Annotated in this window: 23 protein-coding genes and 1 riboswitch; of the genes, 10 read left to right on the top strand and 13 right to left on the bottom strand. The window is 69.6% G+C overall.

Translation table 11 applies throughout. The annotated features are described in order from the left end of the window. Window positions 1-75: 75 nt before the first annotated feature. Window positions 76-732, bottom strand: a complete 657-nt coding sequence (locus tag ACGF7Y_RS28440) for a heme oxygenase (biliverdin-producing) (protein WP_393238856.1) — start codon at window positions 730-732, stop codon at window positions 76-78. A 107-nt stretch (window positions 733-839) separates the two neighbouring features. Further along, entirely contained in the window at window positions 840-2,264 is a 1,425-nt protein-coding gene (locus ACGF7Y_RS28435; protein WP_393238924.1) for a threonine/serine exporter ThrE family protein, read from the bottom strand. 233 nt (window positions 2,265-2,497) lie between these two features. On the opposite strand from ACGF7Y_RS28435, the gene ACGF7Y_RS28430 reads away from it, so the two are divergent. Continuing rightward, window positions 2,498-3,352, top strand: a complete 855-nt coding sequence (locus ACGF7Y_RS28430) for an LLM class F420-dependent oxidoreductase (RefSeq protein WP_393238921.1) — start codon at window positions 2,498-2,500, stop codon at window positions 3,350-3,352. Window positions 3,353-3,493: 141 nt separating this feature from the next. Here ACGF7Y_RS28430 and ACGF7Y_RS28425 read toward each other — a convergent pair whose 3' ends face one another. From ACGF7Y_RS28425 to ACGF7Y_RS28415, 3 genes are read right to left on the bottom strand one after another with little or no spacing between them, the layout of a single operon-like run. Continuing rightward, the gene (locus tag ACGF7Y_RS28425; RefSeq protein WP_393238853.1) at window positions 3,494-5,128 is read right to left on the bottom strand and encodes an ABC transporter permease; all 1,635 of its coding nucleotides are present in this window, start codon (window positions 5,126-5,128) and stop codon (window positions 3,494-3,496) included. After that, on the bottom strand, window positions 5,125-6,057 hold the full coding sequence (locus ACGF7Y_RS28420) for an ATP-binding cassette domain-containing protein (RefSeq protein WP_393238850.1): 933 nt from the start codon (window positions 6,055-6,057) through the stop codon (window positions 5,125-5,127). The genes ACGF7Y_RS28425 and ACGF7Y_RS28420 overlap by 4 nt, the downstream gene beginning before the upstream one ends. After that, entirely contained in the window at window positions 6,057-6,710 is a 654-nt protein-coding gene (locus tag ACGF7Y_RS28415) for a TetR family transcriptional regulator (protein WP_393238847.1), read from the bottom strand. Before ACGF7Y_RS28415 ends, ACGF7Y_RS28420 begins: the two co-directional genes overlap by 1 nt. A 103-nt stretch (window positions 6,711-6,813) precedes the next feature. Between ACGF7Y_RS28415 and ACGF7Y_RS28410 the strand changes: the two genes are divergently transcribed. Further along, the gene (locus ACGF7Y_RS28410; protein ID WP_393238844.1) at window positions 6,814-8,766 is read left to right on the top strand and encodes an acyl-CoA dehydrogenase; all 1,953 of its coding nucleotides are present in this window, start codon (window positions 6,814-6,816) and stop codon (window positions 8,764-8,766) included. 37 nt (window positions 8,767-8,803) lie between these two features. Here ACGF7Y_RS28410 and ACGF7Y_RS28405 read toward each other — a convergent pair whose 3' ends face one another. The 3 genes from ACGF7Y_RS28405 to ACGF7Y_RS28395 all read right to left on the bottom strand — a co-directional run bounded on the left by ACGF7Y_RS28405 (window position 8,804) and on the right by ACGF7Y_RS28395 (window position 12,958). After that, window positions 8,804-9,700 carry an NERD domain-containing protein gene (locus ACGF7Y_RS28405; protein ID WP_393238841.1) on the bottom strand — a complete coding sequence of 299 codons (897 nt, stop codon included), beginning with the start codon at window positions 9,698-9,700 and terminating at the stop codon, window positions 8,804-8,806. A 115-nt stretch (window positions 9,701-9,815) separates the two neighbouring features. Further along, window positions 9,816-11,213, bottom strand: coding sequence for a DUF2252 domain-containing protein (locus ACGF7Y_RS28400; protein ID WP_393238838.1), 1,398 nt, complete (start codon window positions 11,211-11,213; stop codon window positions 9,816-9,818). Between the two features lie 50 nt (window positions 11,214-11,263). Next, window positions 11,264-12,958: a GMC oxidoreductase gene (locus ACGF7Y_RS28395; RefSeq protein WP_393238835.1), complete on the bottom strand. Its 1,695-nt coding sequence runs from the start codon at window positions 12,956-12,958 to the stop codon at window positions 11,264-11,266. Window positions 12,959-13,176: 218 nt separating this feature from the next. Here ACGF7Y_RS28395 and ACGF7Y_RS28390 point away from each other — a divergent pair, with 218 nt between their 5' ends. The 8 genes from ACGF7Y_RS28390 to gcvP all read left to right on the top strand — a co-directional run bounded on the left by ACGF7Y_RS28390 (window position 13,177) and on the right by gcvP (window position 21,788). Beyond that, window positions 13,177-13,770 carry a CDP-alcohol phosphatidyltransferase family protein gene (locus ACGF7Y_RS28390; protein WP_393238918.1) on the top strand — a complete coding sequence of 198 codons (594 nt, stop codon included), beginning with the start codon at window positions 13,177-13,179 and terminating at the stop codon, window positions 13,768-13,770. 42 nt (window positions 13,771-13,812) lie between these two features. Further along, the gene (gene gcvH, locus ACGF7Y_RS28385; RefSeq protein ID WP_393238832.1) at window positions 13,813-14,211 is read left to right on the top strand and encodes a glycine cleavage system protein GcvH; all 399 of its coding nucleotides are present in this window, start codon (window positions 13,813-13,815) and stop codon (window positions 14,209-14,211) included. 168 nt (window positions 14,212-14,379) lie between these two features. Next, window positions 14,380-14,865 (top strand): FHA domain-containing protein, encoded by a 486-nt coding sequence (locus tag ACGF7Y_RS28380; protein WP_040866480.1) that lies wholly within the window; start codon window positions 14,380-14,382, stop codon window positions 14,863-14,865. A 93-nt stretch (window positions 14,866-14,958) separates the two neighbouring features. Continuing rightward, on the top strand, window positions 14,959-15,762 hold the full coding sequence (locus tag ACGF7Y_RS28375; protein ID WP_393238915.1) for a MerR family transcriptional regulator: 804 nt from the start codon (window positions 14,959-14,961) through the stop codon (window positions 15,760-15,762). A gap of 159 nt (window positions 15,763-15,921) precedes the next feature. Then, the gene (locus tag ACGF7Y_RS28370) at window positions 15,922-16,395 is read left to right on the top strand and encodes a bifunctional nuclease family protein (RefSeq protein WP_040866482.1); all 474 of its coding nucleotides are present in this window, start codon (window positions 15,922-15,924) and stop codon (window positions 16,393-16,395) included. A gap of 187 nt (window positions 16,396-16,582) precedes the next feature. Continuing rightward, the gene (locus ACGF7Y_RS28365; RefSeq protein ID WP_040866483.1) at window positions 16,583-17,140 is read left to right on the top strand and encodes a MerR family transcriptional regulator; all 558 of its coding nucleotides are present in this window, start codon (window positions 16,583-16,585) and stop codon (window positions 17,138-17,140) included. Window positions 17,141-17,274: 134 nt separating this feature from the next. Further along, entirely contained in the window at window positions 17,275-18,627 is a 1,353-nt protein-coding gene (locus ACGF7Y_RS28360; RefSeq protein WP_393238827.1) for a M14 family zinc carboxypeptidase, read from the top strand. 93 nt (window positions 18,628-18,720) lie between these two features. Continuing rightward, window positions 18,721-18,820: riboswitch (glycine riboswitch) on the top strand. A gap of 157 nt (window positions 18,821-18,977) precedes the next feature. Next, window positions 18,978-21,788, top strand: a complete 2,811-nt coding sequence (gene gcvP / locus ACGF7Y_RS28355; RefSeq protein ID WP_393238824.1) for an aminomethyl-transferring glycine dehydrogenase — start codon at window positions 18,978-18,980, stop codon at window positions 21,786-21,788. Between the two features lie 25 nt (window positions 21,789-21,813). On the opposite strand, the gene ACGF7Y_RS28350 is transcribed toward gcvP, so the two are convergent. The 5 genes from ACGF7Y_RS28350 to ACGF7Y_RS28330 all read right to left on the bottom strand — a co-directional run bounded on the left by ACGF7Y_RS28350 (window position 21,814) and on the right by ACGF7Y_RS28330 (window position 25,351). Beyond that, window positions 21,814-22,296, bottom strand: a complete 483-nt coding sequence (locus tag ACGF7Y_RS28350; RefSeq protein WP_393238822.1) for an SRPBCC family protein — start codon at window positions 22,294-22,296, stop codon at window positions 21,814-21,816. Continuing rightward, complete coding sequence (locus tag ACGF7Y_RS28345) at window positions 22,293-22,634, bottom strand: ArsR/SmtB family transcription factor (protein ID WP_393238819.1); 342 nt, start codon at window positions 22,632-22,634, stop codon at window positions 22,293-22,295. The genes ACGF7Y_RS28350 and ACGF7Y_RS28345 overlap by 4 nt, the downstream gene beginning before the upstream one ends. A 94-nt stretch (window positions 22,635-22,728) precedes the next feature. Then, the gene (locus ACGF7Y_RS28340) at window positions 22,729-24,393 is read right to left on the bottom strand and encodes a VWA domain-containing protein (protein WP_393238817.1); all 1,665 of its coding nucleotides are present in this window, start codon (window positions 24,391-24,393) and stop codon (window positions 22,729-22,731) included. A gap of 111 nt (window positions 24,394-24,504) precedes the next feature. Further along, on the bottom strand, window positions 24,505-24,777 hold the full coding sequence (locus ACGF7Y_RS28335) for a WhiB family transcriptional regulator (protein ID WP_393238815.1): 273 nt from the start codon (window positions 24,775-24,777) through the stop codon (window positions 24,505-24,507). A 28-nt stretch (window positions 24,778-24,805) separates the two neighbouring features. Further along, entirely contained in the window at window positions 24,806-25,351 is a 546-nt protein-coding gene (locus tag ACGF7Y_RS28330) for an HNH endonuclease (RefSeq protein ID WP_393238812.1), read from the bottom strand. Between the last annotated feature and the right edge of the window lie 172 nt (window positions 25,352-25,523).

Here is a 25,523-nt window from a genome sequence, read left to right as displayed (position 1 = left end):
GTCCCACGTCCCCGGCATTCGCGCAGCACTGCCGAAATACCGCGCGCCGCAGCGCGATGCGTCAGGTGGATCCGGCTACTGAGCGGCCGGGAATTCCTCGGCGAGTTCCTCGAAGACCGCGGTGTTCATCGCGAAGGCGCGCTTGCCCTCGTCGAGTACGCGGCGGCGCTCCAGATCATCGAGCGGCAGGCGATCGAGCAAGCCGCGGTATTCCCGCTTGAATGCCGCCGGATTGCGTACGCCGTCGAAGACGTAGAAACGCACCCCGTCGCCGCGATGCGGAAGGTTCCACAGCTTTTCGGCGGTGCCGCGGATGACCTGTCCGCCGGACAGGTCACCGAGGTAGCGGGTGTAGTGGTGGGCGATGTACCCGGCGGGCCAGTCGCGCGCGCACGCGTCGATGCGTTCGGCGTAGGCCGCGGTGGCGGGCAACGGTTCCAGGCCGGTCCGCCAGCCGGAGCCGAGGAGATGCGCGAGATCGCGTTCGAGTTCCGCGGTGCGGGCCAGCTCCGGCCGGATGAACGGTCCGGCGACCGGGTCGGCGGCCAGCGTCTCCCACCGCTGTTCGAGCGCGCGGTAGATGAACCAGAGCTGACCGGTGTAGCGGTGATACGAGTCGACGCCGAGGGATCCGCCCAGCATGTCGCTCATGAAGCGGGAGTTCTCCGCCTCCGCGTGCTGCTGCGCGGTGGCGGTACGGATCTGCTTCGAGAACGGATCTGTTTCCGGCATGTCCGAACCACCTCACCTCACACCGGGGCCGCCATCGCATCGCGCCGCCCTGACCAGTTCGATAAGAGGTTACCGGGCGGGCGTTCGGCGCGCATGCGCCTCGCGGTTCAGTGCGCGGACGCCGAGCGGCGCCGTCGCCGCACGATCGGGCGGCGCAGCGAGCCGAACCGGCGCAGTATCCGGGGCCTGCGCACGGTGCGGTCGCACCACTCGCCGAGGGTGACACCGGCAGCCAGCGCGCAGCCGATGCCGAAGGCCGACAACAGTTGGTTGCCTCCGATCACCAGTTCGTCGTTGAGCAGGGCGTAGAGCCCGCGGTAGACCTTGAGGCCGGGGAGCAGCGGGGTGATGCCCGCGACCGCGACGACCAGCGGGGGAGTCAGCGCCCGGCGGGCCATCAGGCCACCGGCCAGCCCGACCAGCGTCGCGGCCGCGCCGGAGGAGATCACGGGACCGAACCCGGCCTGCTGGACGAGCAGGAAGCAGATGATGCCTGCGGCGCCGCTGCCCGCCGCGGCGGCGAGGGCCCGGCGCTCGGCGTAGCAGGCGAGCGCGAACGCCAGGGCCGCCACCGCACCGGCCAGGATCTTCACCGGCAGGTCGGTGATGTCGCGGGCGGAGGTCAGATAGACCGGTGGCACCGTGGCGTCGAGGAGGTCGGCGATGCGCAGGGTGAAGGCGATGCCCGCGATGATGCCGCCGGTCATCATCATCACCTCGAGCATGCGGGCCGTGGCGGTGATGGGAGCGCCGGTGATCGCGTCCTGCACCGAGCCGACCAGTTGCAATCCACTGAGCAGCACGGTGATCCCGGCGGCGATGATCAGGGTCGGGTCGGCGTCGATCCGCAAGCGCGCGGCCAGGCTCGCCAGCACGATGGCCGGGATCGCGGCGATGGCGCCACCCACCATGTGCTGGAAGAAGAAGGGCAGTCCGTAGCGATTGAGGACGCGATTGGTGCGGTCGATCGCCGCGGTGGTCGCGAAACTGACCGCGGCCACGAGGGCGCCCGCGCCGAGCAGCGCGGCGATCGCCGCCGCCATCAGCGACCACGCGGCGGTGGCGGTCCAGCGGTGGTACGGGTGCGGCGCCGAGGTGATCGCGTCGAGCGCGGCACGGGCCTGGTCGGGAGGGACCAGTTCGTTGCGGATCCGGCGGGTGAGCCGGTCCACCGCGGCGAGCCGGGTGAAGTCCAGGGCGCGATAGTGCACGATCCGCATGGTGCTGGCCGGCGGCAGCGCGGGCCCGCGGTCGGCCCAGATGCGGATGGCGTCGTAGGTGACGTCGATGCTGCAGCGGGACAGGCCGTAGGTGGCGGCGATGAAACGCACCGTCGTGGTGGTGTCCACCACGCCGGTGCCGGAGGCGAGCACCACCTCGCCGACCCGGACCGCGAGGTCGAGGACTTCGGCCACTCTGGCGTCGTCGGTGAGATCGATCGGCTGCAACGGCGTCGGCGCGGTGACGATGGTGTCCGCGGTCGCCTGCCGGTCGGCCACCAGCAGGCCGACGGCCTGGGTGACGACGGGTATGGGCCGGGCGCGCCGCAGGCGAAGCCCGCGACGCCAGCCGAGGTGATCCACCCGTTCGGTGGTGACATCGCCTACGGAAGATGCGTCGAGACTCATGGAGGCGAACCTAGTCATCCGACGTCTCCTTGGCATCCGTGCGGGTCGCGGCGGGCGCGCCGGTGCCGCTCACCCCTTGGTGGGACCGGCGAATCGTGGTAGAACTTGTTCTAATTTCGGCGATGGGAGAGCGTACGGTGCGGTACGGAATCGTGTTGTTCACCAGCGATCGGGGCATCACCCCCGCGGATGCGGCGGTGGCCGCCGAGCGTGCCGGTTTCGACACGTTCTATGTCCCCGAGCACACGCACATCCCGGTGGTTCGCGCCGCGGCGCACCCGCGCACCGGCGATGCGAGCCTGCCCGACGACCGCTATCTGCGCACCCTGGATCCGTGGGTCGCGCTGGGCACCGCCGCGTCCGTGACCGAGCGCATCGGGTTGTCCACCGCGGTGGCGCTGCCCGCCGAACATCACCCGATCACGCTGGCCAAGACCATCGCCTCGCTCGACCATCTGTCCGGCGGTCGGGTCAGTCTCGGCGTCGGATTCGGCTGGAACACCGACGAGCTGGCCCACCACGGTGTGCCCGCGGGCAAGCGCAGGACGGTGCTGCGTGAGCATCTCGAGGCCATGCGTGTGCTCTGGACCGAAGAGGAGGCGGGCTTCGACGGCGAGTTCGTCACCTTCGGCGCCAGCTGGTCCTGGCCGAAGCCGGTGCAGAAACGCATTCCGGTCCTGCTCGGCGCGGCGGGCACCGAGAAGAATTTCACCTGGTTGGCGAACTACGCCGACGGATGGATCACCACGCCGACCGAGGACGGGTTGGATCAGAAAATCGCTCTGCTGCACCGGGTGTGGCGCGAGCACGGGCGCGCCGACCGCCCCGAGGTCGTCGCGCTCGCCGGGCGGCACGACGCCGAGCAGCTGGCGCGCTGGGCCGAAGCGGGTGTCACGGAAGCGGTTTTCGGGCTGCCCGATCGCGCGGCGGAGGACGTGCGCGCCTACCTCACGCGACTGGCCGGGAAGCTGGGTATCGAGCCCAACGGGTGACACGCTCGGCGCGCCACCCCGGTCATCCGTAGTCGCGGTCGATCGGCGAGCCCGCGAGCGCCGGCCCGAGGCGAGGCGAACTGCCCCCGCACGAGAAGTGGCCCGCGCGAAGCGGCTTCGCGCGGGCCACGGGGTCCGTCCTCAGCGCAGGTCGCGCCTGCGGAACGCGGTGACGCCGACGGCCAGCAGGACCGCCGCGACCGCGAGCAGCCACAGCACCGGCAGCGCCTGGAATTCGGCGCCGGGCACCTTCGGCGGGTGGACGAACGGCACCAGATCCACCATCCATTGCGGCAGCCCGTCCAGCGAACCCACGAAGAAGATCACCACCATGGCGCTGAGCACACCCCAGGCGACCGGGGCGAAGCGCGGTGCGACACCGTAGAGCGCGACCGCGATGCCCGTGACGACCCAGACCGCGGGCACCTGCACGGCGGCGGCGCCGATCGATTGCCCGAGTTTCGTGCCGAGATCACCGCCGGTGGCGCCGTACACGATGCCGATCGCCACGCCGGAGACCAGCAGTGCCGCGGCGGGCCCGAGCAGCGCGAAGCCGATGTGGCTCAGCGCGTAGCGGACGCGGCCGACCGCACCGGACAGCGTCGCCTCGACCCGGGCGCTGGTCTCCTCGTCGTGCAGGCGCAGGGCGGCGGAGATCGAGTAGGCGGAGGCCGCCGCGGCCAGCATCGTGATCGCGTAGGTGATGAACGACTGCTGTAGCTGCTGGGAGCCGCCCATCCGGGTGACCATGTCGCGAATGGACGCGCTGCCGTCGAGCATGTCGCCGACGCTGTTGACCGCGCCGCCGATCAGCAGGCCGTACAGGCCGAAGCCGACCGTCCACGCCAGCAGGGTGCCGCGCTGCAACCGCCAGGCCAATCCGAACGGACCGGACAGCACGGGCGCCGCGGCCGACGGCCCGGGACGTTCGGCGATGAGCCCCGAACCGACGTCGCGATTGCCGAGCAACGCGTAGGCCAGCGCGGTGCCCGCCACCGCGAGGACGGCGAGGGGCAGCAGCACCCACCAGCGTTCCTCGGCGTACGGGCGGATCTGCAACGACCATCCGATCGGCGAGAACCAGGACAGCACACCGTTTCCGGCGTCGCCGACCGCCCGCAAGGCGAAGGCCGCGCCGAGGGCGCCGAAGGCTACGCCGCGCGCCACTCGCGCACCGGCGCTCACCTGAGCGGCGACCGCGGCGATCGCCGCCCAGACGATGCCGGAGGCCGCCAGCGCGGCGCCGAAGGCCACCGATCCCGCGCCGGGCAGGTCGGCGGCATACAGCGCCAGCGCGCACACGATCCCGGCGAGCACCGCCCCGATGTAGGTCATGATCAGGGTGGCGGTGAGACCGGCGAAACGCCCGATACTGGTGGCGCCCACCAGTTCCGCGCGCCCGGTCTCCTCCTCGACGCGGGTGTGCCGGATCACCGTGAGCACCGTGGCGATGGCGATCATGGTGTACATGGCGCCGGCTTTCCAGGTGCCGATCGAGCCGAGCGCCGAGCTGAACACCGGACCGTACATCGCGATCAGCGCGGGGCTGTCGGCCGTGGTGCGCGCGAAGTTGTCCAGGGACGCCTGGTTGTCGTAGAGGCCCTTGATGCTGGCCACCTGGAACGCGGGCATCACGCCGATGAGCAGCGTCCACAGCGGCAGCACGATCCGGTCGCGGCGCAGGTACAGCCGCAGCAACCGCCCGGTGCCCGCGAAGTCGCGGGAGACGCCGAGTGCGGGCGCCGACGCGGCGCGCCCGGCGATGGCGGTGGTCATGCTCGCACCTTCTCCCCGGTGACCGCGGCGGACTCGGCGTCGTGGCCGTCGACGTGGTAGTGCCGCAGGAACAGCTCCTCGAGCGTCGGCGGCGTGCTGGTCAGGCTGCGCACGCCCGCGTCGCCGAGCACCCGGATCAGCTCGCCCAAGTGCTCGTTGTCGACCTGGCAGCGCAGCGTGTGGTCGTCGAACTCGATGTCCTCCACGCCGGGGATGCGGCTCAGATCGCCCGCGTCGCCGACCAATTCGGCGGTGATCGACGTGCGCGAGAGGTGGCGCAGGTCCGACAGCGACCCGCTCTCCACCGTGCGTCCGGCCCGGATGATGGTCACCCGGTCGCACAGCACCTCGACCTCGGACAAGATGTGGCTCGACAGCAGGACCGTCGCGCCGCGCTCGCGCGCCTCGTGCACGCACTCCCGGAAGACCTGCTCCATCAGTGGGTCCAGCCCCGAGGTCGGCTCGTCGAGCAGCAACAGCCGCGCGCCGGAGGCCAGCGCCGCGACCAGCGCGACCTTCTGGCGGTTGCCCTTGGAGTAGGTGCGCGCCTTCTTGCGGGGGTCGAGGTCGAAGCGCTCGATCAGCTCGTCCCTTCGTTTCTCGTCGAGACCGCCTCGCATCCGGGAGAGCAGATCGATGGTCTCCCCGCCCGACAGCGACGGCCACAGCGTCACATCGCCCGGCACATAAGCCAATTCGCGGTGCAGGGCGACCGCGTCGGCCCACGGGTCGCGCCCGAACAGCCTGGCTTGCCCGCCCGTGGCGCGCAGGATGCCGAGTAGTACCCGGATGGTGGTGGACTTGCCCGCGCCGTTGGGGCCGAGGAAGCCGTGGATCTCGCCCTCGGTGACCGTGAGGTCGAGGCCGTCCAGCGCGGTGACGTGACCGAAAGTCTTGCGGAGACCGCGGACTTCGATGATGTCGGACATCACTTCTCCTTGGTGAAAGTGTCCAAGATCGTGGGATCGGTGAGCAGACCCTGGGTGTAGAACTCCAGGGCCGGTGGGGTGAGTTCATCGCTGAGCTCGCGAATCGCCTTGCGATAGTCGATCTTCTCGTCGCGGTGCTGGCGCATCTGCATGTACAGCATGGTCGCGCCGACGTTCAGCATCATCAGGTAACGGGCGCGCGCCGCCGGATCGCGGCTCGGCTTGATCGTGCCCGCCTCGACCGCCTTCTCGAGGTAGCCCTCGGCATCGGCGGCCAGGTGCTCGAACAACGATTCCGCCATCGGTCCGCCCGCCTGCAGGCTGCGCACCATGTAGGCGACCAGCGGCGCGTACGACTCGACCTCGGCCAGGGCGTCGAGCATCCCCGCCTTCATGGACGACGCGGTGATCGCCTTGACCTTCTCGTCGCGGATCAGCTGCAGGACTCGGTCGTCGCAGGCGGCGCGCAGGCCGTCCTTGGAACCGAAGTGATGGTTGACCAACCCCGGCGAGACGCCGGCGGCGGCGGCGATCTTGCGGACTCCGACCTGGAATCCGTGCTCGCCGAACACCTCGATCGCGGTATCGCGAATGCGGGCCGCGGTGGTCAGATCCTCGGCGGATCCTTGCGGAACGGGCTGTTGGTTAAACACATGTTCAGTATATTAAACGCGTGTTCAACCGTCTAGCAAGACCCTGTCCCGAAGTTGTCGCGCATCACGGTTTGCCGCCGGTGTACCGGGCTATCGTCGAGACATGACTAGCGGCACGGCAACGACGGCGGACCACCTACGCGCGGCACTCGACGGACCATGGGCGGCCGTCCGGGACGAAGCCCGGACCCTGCTGGCAGGGGAGGAGTTCACCGGCGACCCCTACCTGGACTACAAGGCCGCGCGCGCCCGGGTGCTCGACCAGATGAAGGCGATCTCCACCATGGGGTTCGCCGAGCGCGGGTTCCGCCGGGAGAACGGCGGCACCAGCGAACCGGGTGCGGCCGTGGTCGGGCTGGAGATGCTGGCGTACGCGGATCTGTCGCTGTGGGTGAAATCGGGCGTGCAGTGGGGACTGTTCGGCGGTGCGGTGGAGAACCTCGGCACCGAACGGCACCGGGAGTACATCGAGCGCTTGATCTCGCTGGACCTGCTCGGTTGCTTCGCCATGACCGAGTCCGGGCACGGCAGCGACGTCGCGAACCTGGAGACCACGGCCACCTACGACCCGCAGACCCAGGAGTTCGTGGTGCACTCGCCGACGCCGTCGGCCCGTAAGGACTACATCGGCGGCGCCGCCGAACACGCCCGGATGGCCGCGGTGTTCGCGCAGCTGATCACGCTCGGCGAGAACAAGGGCGTGCACTGCCTGCTGGTGCCGATCCGCGACGAGAACGGCGCCGACCTGCCCGGCGTGACCACCTACGACGACGGCCTCAAAGGCGGCCTGCCCGGCGTGGACAACGGGCGCATCGTCTTCGACCACGTGCGGGTGCCCCGGGAGAATCTGCTCAACCGCTATGCCGACGTCGCGCCGGACGGCACCTACAGCTCCGAGATCGAGAACCCGAGCCGCCGGTTCTTCACCACGCTCGGCACCCTGGTGCGCGGGCGGGTCAGCGTCGGCGGCGCCGCGGCGGCCGGCGCGCGGGTCGCGTTGAGCATCGCGGTGCGCTACGCCCTGCAACGCAGGCAGTTCTCCGACCCCGACACCGGTGTGGAGACCGTGCTGCTGGACTACCGCAGCCATCAGCGCAGGCTGCTACCGCTGGTCGCCAAGTCCTACGCCCTCGCGTTCGCGCAGAACGACCTGGTGCGCCGGATGCATCTGGTGCAGACCGGCCAGAACCTCGAGGAGGGCGCGCAGCGCGCGCTGGAGAAGCGCGCCGCGGGCCTGAAGGTCGCGCAGACCAACCACGCCACCCGCGCCATCCAGGAGTGCCGCGAAGCGTGCGGCGGCGCGGGCTACCTCACGGAGAACCGGCTGGTCACGTTGAAGGCCGACACCGACGTCTTCACCACCTTCGAAGGCGACAACGTCGTGCTCACCCAGTTGGTGGCCAAGGAACTGCTCACCTCCTACGCCGACGAGGTGCGCGACCTGGACGCGCTGGGCTGGGTGCGCTTCGCCGCCACCATGGCCGGTGACGTGGTGCGCAAGCGGTCCGGCGTGCGCCAGCTCATCCAGACCCTGCGCGACCGGGGAGACGACTCCATCGACGAGGGCGACCTGTCCCGCCGGGTGGTGCAGTTGCAGTTGTTCGCCGACCGCGAGGACTACCTGGTCCGGACCGCGGCGCACCGGCTGCGCGCCAGGGCCGAGGAGACCGGTCCGTTCGAGGCGTTCAACAATGCCCAGGACCACATCCTGGCCGCGGGCGCGGCGCACATCGACCGCCTGGTGCTCGAGGCGTTCATCGAGGGCATCTCCGACATCGAGGATCCCGAGGCGCGCGAACTCGCCGACTGGATGTGCGACCTGTTCGTCTACTCCACCATCGAGGAGAACCAGGCCTGGTACATCATGCACCGGTTCATGTCGGTGGACCGGGCCAAGACCGTGCGCCGTGGCGTGAACGAGCTGGTCGACCGGCTGCGTCCGCACGCGCTGACCCTGGTCGAGGCCATGGGGGTCCCGGAGTCGATGCTGCGCGCGGCCATGCTCGACGACGCGAGCGTCTTCGAGCGGACCCAGCCGATCTCGGCGTCTTCGTAGCGGCTGCCACGATCGGCCGCCGCCCGCGCGCGGCCGATCAGCCCGGCCCGTACGTCGTCAACGCGGTGACCAGGAACCACACCACCCAGACGAAGCCGACGACCATGCCGATGGCCAGGAGGGTGCGCATCACCGCCCGGCCGAAGTCGAGGTCACCGCTCTCCCGTGGATACAACTTCCACGGGCTGTACCAGGGAGCCCGGATGGCGTACCGGGACGCCTGCGCCTCTCGTTCGGCCTGCGCGAGTTCCTCCGCGTAGGCCTCGGCCTGCGCCTGATTGGGGCCGCCGTGCCAGAGCGTGATGTCGATCGGGCCGAGGAAGCCCTCGTTGATCAGTTCCTGCGGTGCGGGGAGATAGGGCAGGATGCCGAGCCCGCGGAACGCGACGGCGACGTCGTTGGCCGTCCAGAGGTGTTTCTCCTCGGCGGCGAGCGCGTCGAAGTAGTGCCGCAGCCGGCCGGGATCGTCGCCGATGATCACGTCGAAACTGGGATCGGCCCAGCGCTGTTCGAGCTGGAGCTGGGCACCGGGCAAGGTGACGAGCAGCGCGACGCCGTGCACGACGCGCTGCCCGAGACCGCGGGCGGCCAGCCATTCCTGCAGCGCGAAGGTGTGCTCGCGGGACTTGTCCAGCGGTGTGCGGCGGTCGCGGCTCTCCGTCGCGATCGGCTCGCCGCCGATGCTCCACGGCCCGTTCAGCGGGACCTCGAGCACGCCGTCCTGGCGGGCGACGAGCGCGTCGGCCTCGATCACCACGCAGCTGGTCGGTGTCCAGATCACGGCATCGAACTGGTGCAGCCGATCCTTGTGGAAGAGGCTGCAGGTGATCGTCGCGACACCGTGCGGACTCGTGGAGTCCTTCCAGGTGCGCAGCCAATCGATCAGCGCGCGCTCGGCATTGGTGCCTGCGGCGTTCTGGACTCGTACGAGCATTGGCGGCCACCCTTCACGTCGACACTCGACAGTGGACAGGATACGAGGTGCCGCAACGGGTTCGCCGCGCCCACGCCGCGCGAACGGCGTGTCGGGTGCACGCCCGGCGGAGGCGCTACCCCGGTTCCGCCGCGTCGACCCGGCCGGTCCGCACGGCCTCGACCAGTTCGGCATGGTCGGCCTCGGTGCGGTCGGCGTAGCGCACCGCGAACGCGGCCACCGCCTCGTCGAAGCGCTCGTCACCGTCCAGATAGCCCGACAGCAGGCGCGGATCCAGCGACCGGGAATGGGCCCTGGCCAGCAGTGCGCCCGCCAGCCGTCCGTAGTCGTCCAAATCGGTCGCAGGCAGCTCGGCGGGATCGATGCTGCCCTTCAGGTTGCGGAATTGCCGGACGATGAAAGGCAATTCGGCGCCGTCAGCGGCCGGGGCGAGCGAGGTCCAGCCGAGCAGGATGTCGGATTCGGACTGGACGAGCCGCGCCCCCTGCACGATTCGCTCTCCCTCGTGGCGCACGGCATGGGACGGCAGGAACGGGGCGAGTGCCGCCGACGCGGCCTGCTTCACCTGTAGGACCAGAGCTTCGCCGTCGTTGCCGTGCAGCAGCGCGAGGTAGCTGTGCAAGCCGACGCTTCCGGTCCCGACGATCCGGAACGCGATGTCCGACACCGCGAATCGGGTCAGCAGGGTGCGCCGCGACTCGGGCAGGGAATCGGCGTAGCGCTCCAGGCCGCCGATCACCGCCGCCGCGACATGCTCGTCCACCGCGGTGAGGATCGGGGGATCGCTGAGGAAGCGGTGCTTGCTGATGCCGGTCTGGTGATCCTCCAGGTGCTCGGTCCACTTCGCCACCACCTTGGCGCTGGTGTTCTTGCGTGCCTTCTTGGCCGCCTTCTTGAAGTCGTCGAGTAAGGCGTCGGCCTTGGCGCGGGTGATCACCGACTCGTCGGGAAGCGCGCACCATGACGTCATGAACGGCATCGCGGCCAGCTCGTCCGCGGCCAGGCGGTAGGAGCGGGCGGCGTCGCGCGCCGCGGTGCGGCACTCGTCCTCGTCAGCGCCCGCCTCGCGTCCGGCCAGCACCAAACTGGCCGCCAGCCGCTCCAGATCCCACTCCCACGGGCCGGGCACGGTCTCGTCGAAATCGTTGATGTCCATGATGATCTCGCCGCGCGCGGTGCCGTACAGGCCGAAGTTCGCCGCGTGCGCGTCACCACACAACTGGGCGCTGAGCCCACTGTCCGGGCCACCCGCCAGATCGGCCGCCATCAGACCCGCCGCGCCCCGGTAGAAGGTGAAAGGCGAAGCGATCATCCGCCCGATCCGCAGCGGTATCAGGTGCGCCAGCCGGCCTGCGTTGCTCGCCTCGACGAAGTCGAGCACACCCGGCCGCCGCACGCTGGTCGCCCCCCGGTCCCGTGCGATGACCGGAACCCGCTGACGCAGGGCGCGTCCACGGGCGCGGACCTCCTCCGCGGGCACGTAGGAGCGCAGATCGATACCACTGTCGGACACAACGGCTCACGGTAGCCGGAACCGACCGTTCACGCTGCGCGGCCTCGCCCTCATCGCGCCGTAACGCTGGGCGGCGCAGGCTCGATCGGCAGCCGCAGCGCGCCCGGCGCCGCCGCGGGCACCGTGGGATGCGCCGGGGGCACCGCGGCGATGCGCCGGTAGGGCGAACCCAGTTCCGGCCTGGGGTCGGGATCGTCGCGGTTGGGCCAGTACGCCATGGCGCGCTCGGCCTGCGCGGTGATCGTCAGCGACGGGTTCACGCCGAGATTGGCGGTCACCGCCGAACCGTCCGCCACGTGCAGGCCGGGATGGCCGTAGACCCGCTGATACGGGTCCACCACGCCGGTCCGCGGGCTGTCGCCGATCACGCATCCGCCGATGTAGTGGGCCGTGGCGGGGATGTCGAACACATCCATGATCAGGCCGTGGGTGTCGCCGTCGACCTTGGCTCCGAACCGCCTGCCGATGTCGTGGGCCAGCGGGATCCAGGTCGGGTTCGGCTCGCCGGTGCCCTGCCTGGTCCGCAGCCGCCCGCGCTTGCGGAACGAGGTCAGCGAGTTGTCCAGCGACTGCATGATCAGCAGGATCACCGACTTCTCCGAGGCGTGCCGCGCGTCGAGACTGCGCAGGAACACCAGCGGATGCAGCACGATTGCCAGCAGGAACCGCAGGAAGCGGAACGCCCCGCCGTCCACGATGGGCACCGACATCGGGAACAGCGCGTTCTGGCCTTTGCCGTAGTGACACACCTCGACGTGGGTATCGGGCTCCGGGTGGATCGAGGAGGTGATCGCGATGCCCTCGGCGAAGTCGCGGCGGGCGCGGCTGACCACGTTGAGGATGGCCTCGGAGTTGCTGCGGGTCAGCTCGCCCAGCCGGGGCGACAGGTTCGCCAGCACGCCGTCGTCGCGCATCTTGTGCAGCAGCTTCTGCGTGCCGAGCGCAGCGCCGGCGAACACGACCTGCTCGGCGGTGAAGGTTCTGCGCTGCTTGCGGATCCAGCGGTCGGAGCGCTGGGTGTCGACGGCGTACCCGCCGCCGGGCAGCGGTCGCACTGCGGTGGCCGTGGTGAGCGGATGAATCTGCGCCCCGGCCTGTTCGGCGAGGTGGAGATAGTTGGTCGTGGTGGTGTTCTTGGCGTTGTGCGGGCATCCGGTGAAGCAGCGCGCGCAGTGCACACAGCCGGTGCGGCGCGGGCCTGCGCCGCCGAAATACGGGTCGTCGACCTCCGTGCCGGGAGCGCTCTCGTTGAAGAACACCCCGACCTCGGTCGGATGGTAGGTGTCGGCAACGCCGAGGTCCTCGGCGATCTCCCGGATCACCTCGTCGGCCGGGGTCGTGCGCGGGTTGGGCGCCACGCCGAGCATGCGCTTGGCCTGGTCGTAGTACGGGGCCAGCTCCGCGCGCCAATCGGTGATGTGCGCCCACTGCCGGTCGGTGTAGAAGTTCGGCAGCGGTTCGTAGAGCGTGTTCCCGTAGATCAGCGAGCCGCCGCCGACCCCGGCGCCGGAGAACACGGCGCACTTGCCGAGCAGGCTGATCCGCTGCGGTCCGGTCAGGCCGAGGCGCGGGGCCCAGATCGACTTGCGGACATTCCAATTGGTGCGTGGGATGTCCTCGGCGTTCCAGCGGCGGCCTGCCTCGAGCACGCCCACCCGGTAGCCCTTCTCGGTGAGCCGCAGCGCGCTGACGCTGCCGCCGAAACCGGAACCGATCACCACCACGTCGTAGTCGAATGCGGACATGACTTCCTCTCGCTCACCTGCCACACGATGAGAAATATTTCGAATCATTCTGTCACCGGCGCGCTGTGGCGGAAACCATCCTCGCACGCGCTGGCCGCGGCAATATCCGGAAATTCGGCGCAGAGAGATGGCGAGGACCGGGGCCGGTGGGGTATGCACGGGTCGTGACAACCGAATCGGGCACCGCCCAACCGGAGGAACACGCCACAGGCGGCGGCGTGCGGGGCGTCTTCGCCGATCGCGTCCTGACCGTGCCGAACGTGCTGAGCGTGCTGCGCCTGCTCGGCGTTCCGCTGTTCCTGTGGTTGCTGCTGATCGAGCGGGCCGATGGCTGGGCGTTCGCGCTCCTGATCGCCAGCGGCGTCACCGACTTCCTGGACGGCAAGCTCGCCCGGCTGCTCGATCAGTCCTCACGACTGGGGGCGCTGCTGGATCCGTTCGTCGACCGGCTCTATCTGGTCACCACGCTGGCGGCCTTCGTGATCCGCGGCCTGATGCCGTGGTGGGTGGCCGCGATCCTGGTCGGGCGCGACCTCGTGCTCACCGCGACGCTCTCGGTGTACAAACGCCGCGAACTACCCCCGCCGGAGGTGATCTACCTCGGTAAGGCGGCCACCTTCGCGCTGATGTCCGCGCTGCCCTGGCTGCTGGCGGGGGAGATGGACTGGGCCGCCGCCGGTTTCGGGCGGGCCTTCGGCGCGGCCTTGCTGATCTGGGGCACCGCGGTCTACGTCTGGACCGGCGTGCTCTATACCGGTAGAGCCATCGCGGTCGCAAGAGCGATACCGGCTGTGGGGCACCGCGCGGCGTAGCCGATAGAGTTTGCGTGCAACGTTCAAACGAAAGGACGGCCTGTGACCCAGACCCCCGACGATCTGCGCTACACCGAGGAGCACGAGTGGGTACGCCGGATCACACCGACCCGGGTGCGGGTGGGTATCACCGACTACGCCCAGTCTCAACTCGGTGACGTTGTGTTCGTGCAGCTGCCCGAGACGGACGCCGACGTGGCGGCCGCGGACAGCATCGCGGAGGTCGAGTCGACCAAGAGCGTGTCCGACATCTACGCGCCGCTGAGCGCGAAAGTGGTTGCGGTCAACGACATGCTGAACTCGGAGCCGGAGACGTTGAACACCGATCCCTACGGTGACGGATGGCTGTTCGAGTTGGAGGTGGGTGATGCGGCGAGTCTCGACGCGACACTCGGTGAACTGCTGGATGCCGCAGGTTATCAAGGAGTTATCGGGGGCTGAAGCAGCCTTCCCAGTTCTACCTGCACGGGTGCGGCCCGGCAGGGTACGGTCAATGCCAACAGATGCACCCGGCGGTTGTGCCGGGAATCTAGGGACTCGACGGCAGGTCGTGATGCCAGAGGTATCACCTGCTTGCATGGATAATCAGGTTCGAGGAGGAGAGAAACGGTGAGCGAGAACAAAGACCCGGGTTACGGGGAGACCGCGGCCGAGACGACGTCGGTCTTCCGCGCGGATTTCCTGAACGAGGTCGACGCGTCGCGCTCCGGAGAGCCGACCGGCGAGCAGCCGGTCCAAGGGGTCGAGGGTCTGCCCGTTGGCGCGGCCCTCCTGGTCGTCAAGCGCGGCCCGAACGCGGGCTCGCGGTTCCTGCTGGATCAGCCGACCACGTCGGCGGGGCGCCACCCCGACAGTGACATCTTTCTCGACGACGTCACCGTCAGCCGTCGGCACGCCGAGTTCCGTCAGGACGACGATTCGTTCCAGGTCGTCGATGTGGGCAGCCTCAACGGCACGTACGTGAACCGGGAGCCGGTGGACTCCTCGGAACTGCAGAACGGTGACGAGGTGCAGATCGGCAAGTTCCGGCTGGTGTTCCTCACCGGACCGCGCGCCCAGGTGTCGGACTCGTCGGCGGGCGCGGGGAGTCTATGACGGCGTCGGCGCCGGGTCGCGCACTCATGAAAGGCTCGGAGTCATGAAGGACCCGGCGCTGTGACCGGTGCGGCGCAGTGGGCACGCGGAGGAATGTCGATCGGCTCCGTGCTCGACCTGCTGCGTCCCGACTTTCCCGATGTCACCATTTCCAAGATCCGCTTCCTGGAAGCGGAGGGCCTGATCCGGCCGGAGCGGACGCCCTCGGGCTACCGCAGGTTCTCCGTGGCGGATGTGGAACGGCTCCGGTTCGTGCTGACCGCGCAACGCGATCAGTACCTGCCGTTGAAGGTGATCAAGGAACAGCTCGAGGCAATCGACAGCGGTGCGGCGACGCTCGGTGTGCGGGAAGCCCGCGCCCGAGCGCACTCCGTCCGCACCGGGGCGTCGGAGCCCGCACACGCCGCGGCGGACGCCGACCAGGCCGCGCCGGGTTCCGAACGTGAGGTGCGCCCGGTGGCCGCGCCTCGGCGGCTCGGTGTGGTGCCGAGCGAGGTCTCCCCGGATGATCTGCGGTTCGACCACGAAATCCGGGTCACCCGGGCGGATCTGCTCGACCAGGCCGGGATCGAGGAGCGGTTCCTCAACGACCTCATCCGGGCCAACCTGATCACGCCCGGCCCGGCGGGGTACTTCGACGCGGACGCGGTCACGCTGGCCAAGACGGCCCGCGCGATGGCCGAATTCGGTTTGGAGGCACGGCATCTGCGTGCGTTCAAGCTCGCCGCCGACCGGGAGGCCGCGCTCGTGGCACAGATCGTCGCCCCTATCGCGAAGAGCCGCGACGCTGGGGCACGCGCCCGTGCGGAAGAGACGGTGCGGGAACTGGCCGCGCTGTCGCTGACCCTGCATACCTGTCTGGTGAAGTCCTCGGTCCGGGGCTCGCTCGGGGGCTGACCCCCGGGCGTGCCCGGGTCGGTAGGTTTCGGCGATCCAACACGGTGATTTCGGCTGTGCAGACGGATCGCTGGACCGGTGCGGGTTCGCCTAGACTCGTGGTACGGCGAGCTCTGCAGCGGTCATGCCGGGCCGGCGGCGAGTATGGGAGGCAGTGCGATGAGCGAAATGCGCGTGATCGGCATCCGTGTCGAGCAGCCACAGAACCAGCCCGTGCTGTTGCTCCGCGAAGTGGCGGGCGATCGGTATCTGCCGATCTGGATCGGGCAAGCCGAGGCGACGGCGATCGTGCTCGAGCAGGAGGGGGTGACTCCGATCCGCCCGCTGACGCACGACCTGATCAAGATCCTGATCACCGAGCTGGGGCACACCCTCAAGGAGGTGCGCATCGTGGATCTGCAGGAGGGCACGTTCTACGCCGACCTGGTCTTCGAGAACGATCTGCGGATTTCGGCGCGGCCGTCGGATTCGGTTGCGATCGCCTTGCGGGTGGGTTGCCCGATCCATGCCGAGGAGTCGGTTCTCGAGGAGGCCGGCCTGGTGATGCCGGACGAGCGCGAGGACGAGGTGGAGAAGTTCAAGGAGTTTCTCGAGTCGGTGTCCCCCGACGACTTCAAGGCGACCGATAGCTGAAGTAGAGGTCGAGACTTTTTCCGCGCGTCGCGTTTGGCTCGATGACGCCGCTCCCTGGACAATCGTGGGGAGTAATCTCGACAGTTGGGCCACGACCGTTTCGGCCGAATCCGCACCGATTCGGTCGGTGACGGAGCCGGGTCATCGATGAGGCTGGGAATGCGTCGGCGAAGCAAGGGAGTGGTCAGTGGCAGAGCAATCGCAGGATGTGGTACAGCCAGGCCTGTTCCCCGACGATTCGGTACCCGACGATCTGGTCGGCTATCGCGTTCCCAGTGCGTGCCAGGTGGCCGGAATCACCTATCGGCAGCTCGACTACTGGGCGCGCACCGGTCTGGTGGTGCCGTCCATCCGGAGTGCGGCGGGCTCGGGGAGCCAGCGGTTGTACTCGTTCAAGGACATCCTCGTCCTGAAGATCGTCAAGCGGCTGCTCGACGCGGGCATCTCGCTGCAGAACATCCGGATAGCCGTCGACCATCTGCGCAGCCGCGGCGTGCAGGACCTGGCGGGGATCACCCTTTTCTCCGACGGCACCTCGGTCTACGAGTGCACCTCGGCCGAGGAGGTGGTGGATTTACTGCAGGGTGGGCAGGGGGTCTTCGGGATCGCCGTCAGTGGCGCCATGCGTGAGCTGACCGGCGCCATCGCCAATTTCCCGGCGGAGCGTGCGGCGGCGATCACCGAGCGCCCGGAGGACGAGCTGTCATTCCGTCGGAAGGCGCGGATGAACCGCAAGACGGGCTAGAATTCGCCAGGTCAGCGCGGAAACACAGGAACAACGCTTTCACGGCCGGGTAAGGCGTGCAGCCTCCCGGCCGTGTTGGTGACACGCCGTCGGCGGCGGGAGAAGGGGCCGGGCGGCAGCGAGAGGGGGGCGCCGTGCGTGCACGGGACATCACCGGGCTCGTCGGGCCGATCGGCCGGATGGAGGCGTTTCCGACCGTCGATGAACTCGATGAGTTCGCCGACGCGCTCGCCGCGGATCACCCGGATCGGATCTCGATCACCGAACTAGGACGCTCCCGCGGCGGTGATCCGATTCGCGAGGTGACGGTCGGATCGGGCGAGCAGCACATCCTGGTGTTCGGCAACCCGCACCCGAACGAGCCCATCGGCATGGCCACGATTCGCCACCTGCTCGGCCGGATGGCCGCGGACGAGGCGGTGACCGTCGGCGCCACGTGGCACTTCCTGCTGTGCGTCGACCCGGACGGGACGCGGTTGAACGAAGGGTGGTTCGCCGGGCCGCACACCAGGACCGGCGTCGCGCGCGGCTTCTACCGGCCGCCCGCGGCCGAGCAACCCGAATGGTGCTTCCCGGCCGAGTGGCGCGGCAGACGCGTCGGGGTGCCGCTCCCGGAGACGAAGGCGATGATGTCGCTGATCGACCGCACCCGGCCCGCGCTGATCGCCTCTTTGCACAACGCGGAATTCGGCGGCGGATTCTTCTACACCTCCGGCGGTGACCCCGAGTACTGGTCGGCGCTGACCGCTCTGCTGGCCACCGCCGAAGTGCCGATCTACCAGGGCGAGCCCGACGCGCCGGGCGCGCGCACGCTGGCGCCCGGCGTCTTCGAACTGCCGCCGTTCGAGGCGATGGCCGATCTGCTCGCGGCACAGGGCCTGGACTCGGTCGCCGCGCTGGGCGGGGGAGGCTGCCGGGACTACGCGGCGCGCTACGGCACCGCGATCCTGGTCTGCGAATTGCCGCTCTGGGTCGACCCGCGCATCGGCGACGGCTCGGCGGGCGACCGCGTGCTGGGTGACCTGCTCGATGCCACCGCCGCCGACTATCGGGCCATGGCCGAGGTCGCCGCCGAGGTGCTGGCCCGCCTCGACGGCCGGTTGAGCGGCCGCAGCCCGTTCGAGCGGTCGGTGCGTGCGCTGGTCGCCGGATTGCCCGGGCTGGCCGTGAGCAGACAGGCTGTGCCGGAACGGAACCGGATCGCGACCAGGGGCGAGATCTTCATCGAGCGGTACGACTGGACCGCGATGCTGCGTCTGCGGCTGGGCGGCATGTTGCTGCGTCTGCTGGAGGAGGAATACGCCCGCGATGCCGCGCCGGTGCTGGCCGTCGAGCGCGACCGGTTCGCTGCGGTCTTCCAGCAGTGGTGCGCCGACGTGGAGCAGAACGCGCCGGGCGCCGTAGTGCCGCTGGACCGTCTGGTGGGTATCCAGGCCGAGTCGATCCTGCTTGCCGCGGTGAGGGTGCGCGCGGGCCTGGCCGTCTGACGGTCGCTCCCGTTCGAGTGACCAGAACGACACGGTTCGCGCGGGGTCCCGGGGCGCGCTCCGGCGTGGCGTCGGCATAAACTGACCGTGCGTCGCCGCCGTGCGGGAGAGTCTCGGTCTCGAAAAGAGTCCGAGCGCCGAAGGAGCAGCACCTCCCCGTCAATCTCTCAGGCAAAAGGACCGTGCGGGCTTCGGCGCCTCTGGAAAGCGGTGGCTTCGAGCCGCCCGCCCATGGGGAAAGGGTCTCGGCCACCGGTCGCAGTACCCGAATCTCTCAGGCGCCACGACAGAGGGGGAGGGCCGGTACCCGTCGACCGCGTGGTCGACCCCGCCCGACCTTGGGAGCTGTTGTGACTCGCTCATTCGCCGACCGCCATATCGGACCCGACGGGGACGAACTGGCCACGATCCTGGACGTCGTCGGCGTGCCGTCGCTGGACGAACTGGCTGCCGCGGCGCTCCCTGCGAGCATCCTGGACGGCGACGGACTGGCCGGGATGCCCCCCGCGGCCTCCGAGCACGAGGTGCTCGCCGAACTCGCCGGACTCGCGGCATCGAACACCGTGGCCACCTCGATGATCGGGCTCGGCTACTACGACACGCTGACCCCGCCGGTGCTGGTGCGCAACCTTTTGGAGAATCCGGCCTGGTACACCGCGTACACGCCCTATCAGCCGGAGATCAGCCAGGGCAGGCTGGAGGCGCTGCTCAACTTCCAGACCATGGTGTCGGAGCTGACCGGCATGGACGTCGCCAACGCGTCCATGCTGGACGAGGCGACCGCCGCCGCCGAGGCGATGACGTTGCTGCGCCGGGCGAGCAAGGTGAAATCCGGCAGGCTGTTGATCGACATCGATCTGTTCCCGCAGACCAGGACGGTGCTCTACACCAGGGCCGAGCCGCTCGGCCTGGAGATCGTGGAGGCCGACCTGTCCACCGGCGAGCTGCCCGAAGGTGAGTTCTTCGGCGTGCTGGCGCAGTCGCCCGGTGCATCCGGTCGCGTCGTGGACCGCACCGGACTGATCGCGGCGGCGCACGAACGCGGCGCGCTCGTGGCGATCGGCGCCGACCTGCTGGCCATGACCCTGATCACGCCGCCCGGTGAGCAGGGCGCCGACGTGTGCTTCGGCACCACCCAGCGCTTCGGCGTCCCGCTCGGCTTCGGTGGTCCGCACGCCGGATACCTCGCGGTGCGGCAGGCGCAGGCCCGTCAGCTGCCCGGCCGCCTGGTCGGCGTCTCGGTGGACGCGGACGGCGCGGTCGCCTACCGGCTCGCCTTGCAGACCCGCGAGCAGCACATCCGCCGGGAGAAGGCGACCTCCAACATCTGCACCGCGCAGGTGCTACTGGCCATCGTGGCCGCGATGTACGCCTCCTACCACGGTGCCGACGGGCTGCGGGCGATCGCGCGCCGGGTGCACGGGCACGCCGCGGTGATCGCGGCCGGGCTGGACGGCGCGGTCGTGCACGACAGTTTCTTCGACACGGTGCTCGCGCACGTGCCCGGTGGTGCGGAAGCCGTCGTGGCGAAAGCGAAGTCGCGCGGCATCAATCTGCGCTTGGTCGACGTCGACCACGTCGGCATCGCCTGCGACGAGGCGACCACCGATGCGCATGTCGCGGCCGTGCTCGAATCCTTCGGTACCGCGGTGTCGTCCGAGCCGGGGACGGCCGTGCCGGTCGCGGCGATCGAGAACCGCGCCTCGGAGTTCCTCACCCACCCCGCGTTCACGAAGTACCACACCGAGACGGCGATGCTGCGGTATCTGCGCACACTGTCCGACAAGGACATCGCGTTGGACCGCAGCATGATCCCGCTCGGCTCGTGCACGATGAAGCTGAACGCCACCGCGGAGATGGAGGCCATCACCTGGCCGGGTTTCGCGCGCGTGCATCCCTACGCGCCGGTCGAGGACGCGCCCGGTCTGCTACAGGTGATCGCGGATCTGGAACGCTGGTTGTCGGACATCACCGGCTACGACTCGGTGAGCCTGCAGCCCAACGCGGGCAGCCAGGGCGAGTACGCCGGGCTGCTGGCGATCCGCCGCTACCATCTCGATCGCGGTGACACCCACCGCGACACCTGCCTCATCCCGTCCAGCGCGCACGGCACCAACGCGGCCTCGGCGGCGATGGCCGGACTGCGCGTGGAGGTGGTGAAGTGCCGCGCCAACGGCGACGTCGACCTGGACGACCTGCGCGCCAAGATCGCCGATCACGCCGATCGCCTGGCCTGCATCATGATCACCTATCCGTCCACGCACGGCGTCTACGAGCACGAGGTCGCCGAGTTGTGCGCGCTGGTGCACGACGCGGGCGGTCAGGTCTATGTGGACGGCGCCAACCTGAACGCCCTGGTCGGTCTCGCCCGGCCGGGCCGGTTCGGCGGCGATGTGAGCCACTTGAATCTGCACAAGACGTTCTGCATCCCGCACGGCGGCGGTGGCCCCGGCGTCGGCCCGGTCGCGGTGCGCGCGCACCTGGCGCGGTATCTCCCCGGCGATCCGCTGGAGACGGGATCCCACGCGGTGTCGGCGGCGAAGTACGGCTCGGCCTCCATCCTGCCGATCACCTGGGCCTACATTCGCATGATGGGCGCCGACGGGCTGCGCCGCGCCTCGCTGACGGCGATCGCCTCGGCCAACTACATCGCGCGGCGACTCGACGAGTATTTCCCGGTGCTCTACACCGGCGAGCACGGCATGGTGGCCCACGAGTGCATCCTGGACCTGCGCGAGATCACCAAACAGACCGGCGTCACCGTCGACGATGTGGCGAAACGCCTGGCCGACTACGGTTTCCACGCGCCGACCATGAGCTTCCCGGTGGCCGGTACGTTGATGGTGGAACCTACCGAGAGCGAAAATCTCGCCGAGCTGGACGATTTCATCGAGGCGATGATTTCCATCCGCGCGGAGATCGATCAGGTCGCCGCGGGTGTGTGGCCGGTGACCGACAACCCGCTGCGCGGCGCGCCGCACACCGCGGCGTCGCTGGTGGGGGATTGGGAGCACCCTTACAGCCGGGAAGTCGCCGTGTATCCGCGCGGTCTCGGGCATGCCCGCGCGAAGGTGTGGCCGCCGGTGCGCCGGATCGACGGCGCCTACGGCGACCGCAACCTCGTGTGCGCCTGCCCGCCGCTGGAGGCGTACGCGGGCTGAACTCCGGCCCGGCCACGTCTCGCCGTCACGCCGCGGCGGCCGCTTTCGCGTAACTGTTCGCCAGGTCCGGCCATCCGCCCGCACTGCCGACAGCGTCGTGCATGGATTCCCAGCCCGGTCCGTGCCTCTCGAAACCGGAGTGCACCAGCGTGACGGTGGTGCGATCGGGAGCGATGGCCGAAAAGGTGACGTCGACGCGGCTGGCGCGTTCCGGATCGGTCTCCTGCTTCCAGTCCAGGCCGATCTGCCAGGAGAACGCGAAATGGCTGGGCGGCTGCCAGACCAGTACCGTTCCCCACGGGCATTCGGTGCCGTCCTCCTCGCGGCCGAGGCAGCGGCCGCCCACGCGCGGCTCGATCACCTCCTCGGCGAGCCGGCCGGTGCCGATGTGGTGCGCACGCGGCCACCAGCGGTCGATTCCAGTGGTGAACACCTCGTACGCGGTCTCGATCGGTGCGTCGACGACGAGTTCGACTCGCACGTCCTTGCCGTTGACCTGTGGTGTCATGACTGCTCCTCCTTGCCTGCGCGTTGTTCGGCGGCCCGCCGGTTCGCCTCGTCCTGGAAAGCCGACATCGCGGTCGTCCAGAAGTGCGTGAAGTACGCGCGCAGCGCGTAGATACCGGTGGGGTTCAAGCGGTAGACCCGGCGCGTGCCGACCGCCTCGTGGGTCACCAAACCGGCCTGTTCCAGCACCTTGAGGTGCTGGGACACGGCGGGCCTGCTCACCGGCAGGCCCGCAGCCAGCTGCCCTACCGCGCACGGCCCTTTGCCGAGGCGTTCGAAGATCGCCCGCCTCGTCGGATCACCCAGTGCGTCGAGGGCTGCATCTCGGTAAGTGCCCACGAACCGTAAGTCTAGACTTACTGATACGCGCTGTCGAGAGCGTCGAATGACGTGACCTGCGGGTACTCAGGCAGGAGATGCCGGATGCGCGCGGCTACGGCGTGGTAAGCGCTTGGACGACGGCGTTGCCGAAGCCGATGTCGTCGGAGGTGGACGGCCGGGTGTAGCTGCCGCCGGTTTGCTGCGCCAAGGCTTGGAGTGTCTGGGTGCCGCTGCCGCCGAGCACGATCACGTCGATGCGCACGGGGCGGGCGCGGTCGATGGACGCGGTGATATCGGCGGCCAGTTGGGTGCCGGTGACCGTGGAATCGTCGTCGGGTCCGTCGGTGATCAACAGCACCGAGTTGGTGCGGCCGGGCGTGTAGCCGGCGACCGCGCTCTTGTACGCCGCGATCAGGGACGGATAAGCCTGGTCGGACCGGTTCTCATCCGGACGCACCGAACCGAGCGCGGTGGTGATCTTCGTACGCTGCTCGGCGGTCAGCGGCGCGGTGGCGGCCGCCACCCGGTACGGGGTGTTGCCGTCGAGGTTCTTGCCGAAGGTCCACACACCGAGGCCGAAGTCGGGCGGCATGACCGTCATGGTGGAGTTCAGGGCGGCGAGGACGTTCGCCAATCGCGTGGTCGAGCCCTCGGCGGTCCCCATCGACGCGGAGACGTCGACCAGAACCGTCGAGCGCACGCCGAGGACAGGATTCGCCAGCGTGGCGCGCACCTTGTCGAGCGCGCCGCGCGGCGGGACGGCGGCCGCGGCAGGCGGCGCACTGCCGAAGCCCGCCGCGACGAAGGCTTGCGCCTGCTCGGGCTTGCGCAAGTAGTCGGTGAACCGTCCGGCGATGAGGTTCTGCGTCTTGTCCACCCAGGCGCCGGACATCAGCGCGGCCGGGTAATCGGCCACCGGCGCCGACCCGGCGGGATGGAACGCGACAACACCGGCCACGCCCTTGAGTTGCTGTTCGGTAGCCGCTATGGCGTGCAGCGGCGCTTCCCGGCCGGTGAGTTGCGCGGGCACCGCCGCGGCGTCAGGTGCTTCGGGCGCGTCGGCGGCGAGCCCGGAGATCGCGGCGACCACCTGGCCGGACTGCGCCGCCTGTTCGCTGAGCGGCTCGGCTCCCGAGACCGCGGTCCCGACCGCCGTGGCCGCGGCCAGCGTGGCGTCACCCGAGGGCAGCGCCATGCGCAGCCCGCCCCATCCGTCCAGTCCGATCTCCCCGAGCGATCCCTGCTGCAACCGCGGCAGATCCGCCCAGGACGCGTCGGCCTGCTCCAGTGCGCGACGCAGCTCCTCAGGTACCGCGAGCACGATCGGGCTGGCGGCGATGGGCACCGGTGCGCCCTCGATCAGGCCGGGGACCCGCATGGATTCGATGGAGCGGGTCGAATCGGCGATCCACAGCGCCGGTTGCGGGCCGAGCGCCTGGTCCCACGGCTTGCCGCTGGTGAACGCGGCGACGATCGCGGCGGATGGCTGCGCGGTCACGCTGACCCGCGCGCAGTGGTCGCGTACTTTCGGCTGGGTGGCGTTGTAGCTGTCCGCGGCGGCCCGCACCTGCGCCGCGATGCTGGGATCGGCCGTCACCCAGAGCGTCGCGGGGCCCTCCACGCATTCGGCCGCCGCCGCGCTGTCCTGATCCGCCGCGCGATCGCGCAACTGGAACCAGCCGACGACGATCGCGGCCAGTAACGCAACGGCGACCACTGCGATAACCGGACCTTTGCTGATGCCTCGGGACCTGGTTCCGCTGCGATGAGTGCCCACGGCGCCCAGTGTATGGTCACCGGCGTCGGACGAAGTCGGCGAGGCTTCTCCCGACCGGCACGAGGGGCACGGCAGTCCGCCGTCGCACCGGAAAGGCGCGACGGCGCGACCTCAGTGGCGGATCACGCGTCCGCGGTCGAACTCGTGCCCGCCCCAGACGCCGGACTGCCCGGTGCGCGCGGCGAATTCGCCACACGCGTCCCGGATCGGGCAGCGGGCGCAGACTTCGCGCGCGTAGTCGAAGTCTTGCGACGGGTAGGGGAACCAGGCTTCGTGGTTCGGGTCGCCGCGGCAGGCCGCCCGGTGCCACCCTCGGGAGTCCGAGAGCGGGAGCAGGTCGGTCAGGGTCAACTCCCCGACGGCGGTGGTCTCGGTGCGCGTCATCGCGTTCTTCTCCTTTCTCGGGTCGCGGTCAGGTCGCGGCGAGTTGTCTCCAGATCCGGCGCTGCTGCCTGACCTGATGGGTGGGGGCCTTCGGCTCCCAGAGCAGGCGCATGCCCGCCTCCTGCGGGGTGCGGTCGGCCTTGGCCGTGTTGCACGGCGCGCAGCAGGCCACGAGGTTGCTCCAGGTGTTCGGCCCGCCCCGCGACCGCGGCCGGATGTGGTCCACGGTGCGTGCCCACCCGGCGCAGTAGCCGCACCGGTTCCGGTCACGGCGCAGCACGCCGGCCGGCGTGGCCCTGCTCTCGTCGTGCGCCGGCACGGTGTGTTCCAGGTAGACGTAGCGCAGCAACCGAATCGTCTGCGGCAGAGCGATTTCCACGTGCCGCGACCGGATAGGGAAGTGCGGCTCGCGCTCGGCCACCGATTCCGCGGCTCCGGCGACCAGCAACACCACGGCCCGGTCGGCCTTGATCTCGTCGAGCGCCTCGTAGGACGCGTTCAGGACGAGGACCCCGGTGTGTATCCAGTTGTCGGCGGTTATCGCCGCCTGATCGGCGGCACGGCGGAACGTCATGGGAATCACCATGTTTCGTGCGAAATGAAGCGGGGAGAGGAATGCGGCGATCAGCCGACGATCTGGAGGCGGCTGACGTCCGGTTCGCCGTGCGATGCGCGCAACGGCCTGCCGAACGCATCGCCCGCGGCCGCCGATCGCGCCGCCCTGGTCCGCATTCGCTTCGTCATTT

Origin of the sequence: Nocardia sp. NPDC047654 (assembly GCF_043205035.1) — a bacterium.
Classification (GTDB): Bacteria; Actinomycetota; Actinomycetes; order Mycobacteriales; family Mycobacteriaceae; genus Nocardia.
Note: the sequence above shows the minus strand (reverse complement) of the source record. Positions and strands in the feature narration are given on the sequence as shown.

Excerpts from the sequence above, each read along its gene's own strand:
- ACGF7Y_RS28335 (WP_393238815.1), bottom strand. The coding sequence starts at position 24,777 with ATGACGCGCACCGAGACCACCGCCGTCGGGGAGTTGACCCTGACCGAC.
- ACGF7Y_RS28395 (WP_393238835.1), bottom strand. The coding sequence starts at position 12,958 with ATGTCCGCATTCGACTACGACGTGGTGGTGATCGGTTCCGGTTTCGGC.
- ACGF7Y_RS28405 (WP_393238841.1), bottom strand. The coding sequence starts at position 9,700 with ATGCTCGTACGAGTCCAGAACGCCGCAGGCACCAATGCCGAGCGCGCG.
- ACGF7Y_RS28375 (WP_393238915.1), top strand. The coding sequence starts at position 14,959 with ATGTCGATCGGCTCCGTGCTCGACCTGCTGCGTCCCGACTTTCCCGAT.
- ACGF7Y_RS28350 (WP_393238822.1), bottom strand. The coding sequence starts at position 22,296 with ATGACACCACAGGTCAACGGCAAGGACGTGCGAGTCGAACTCGTCGTC.
- ACGF7Y_RS28420 (WP_393238850.1), bottom strand. The coding sequence starts at position 6,057 with ATGTCCGACATCATCGAAGTCCGCGGTCTCCGCAAGACTTTCGGTCAC.
- ACGF7Y_RS28370 (WP_040866482.1), top strand. The coding sequence starts at position 15,922 with ATGAGCGAAATGCGCGTGATCGGCATCCGTGTCGAGCAGCCACAGAAC.
- ACGF7Y_RS28410 (WP_393238844.1), top strand. The coding sequence starts at position 6,814 with ATGACTAGCGGCACGGCAACGACGGCGGACCACCTACGCGCGGCACTC.
- ACGF7Y_RS28425 (WP_393238853.1), bottom strand. The coding sequence starts at position 5,128 with ATGACCACCGCCATCGCCGGGCGCGCCGCGTCGGCGCCCGCACTCGGC.
- ACGF7Y_RS28440 (WP_393238856.1), bottom strand. The coding sequence starts at position 732 with ATGCCGGAAACAGATCCGTTCTCGAAGCAGATCCGTACCGCCACCGCG.
- ACGF7Y_RS28330 (WP_393238812.1), bottom strand. The coding sequence starts at position 25,351 with ATGACGTTCCGCCGTGCCGCCGATCAGGCGGCGATAACCGCCGACAAC.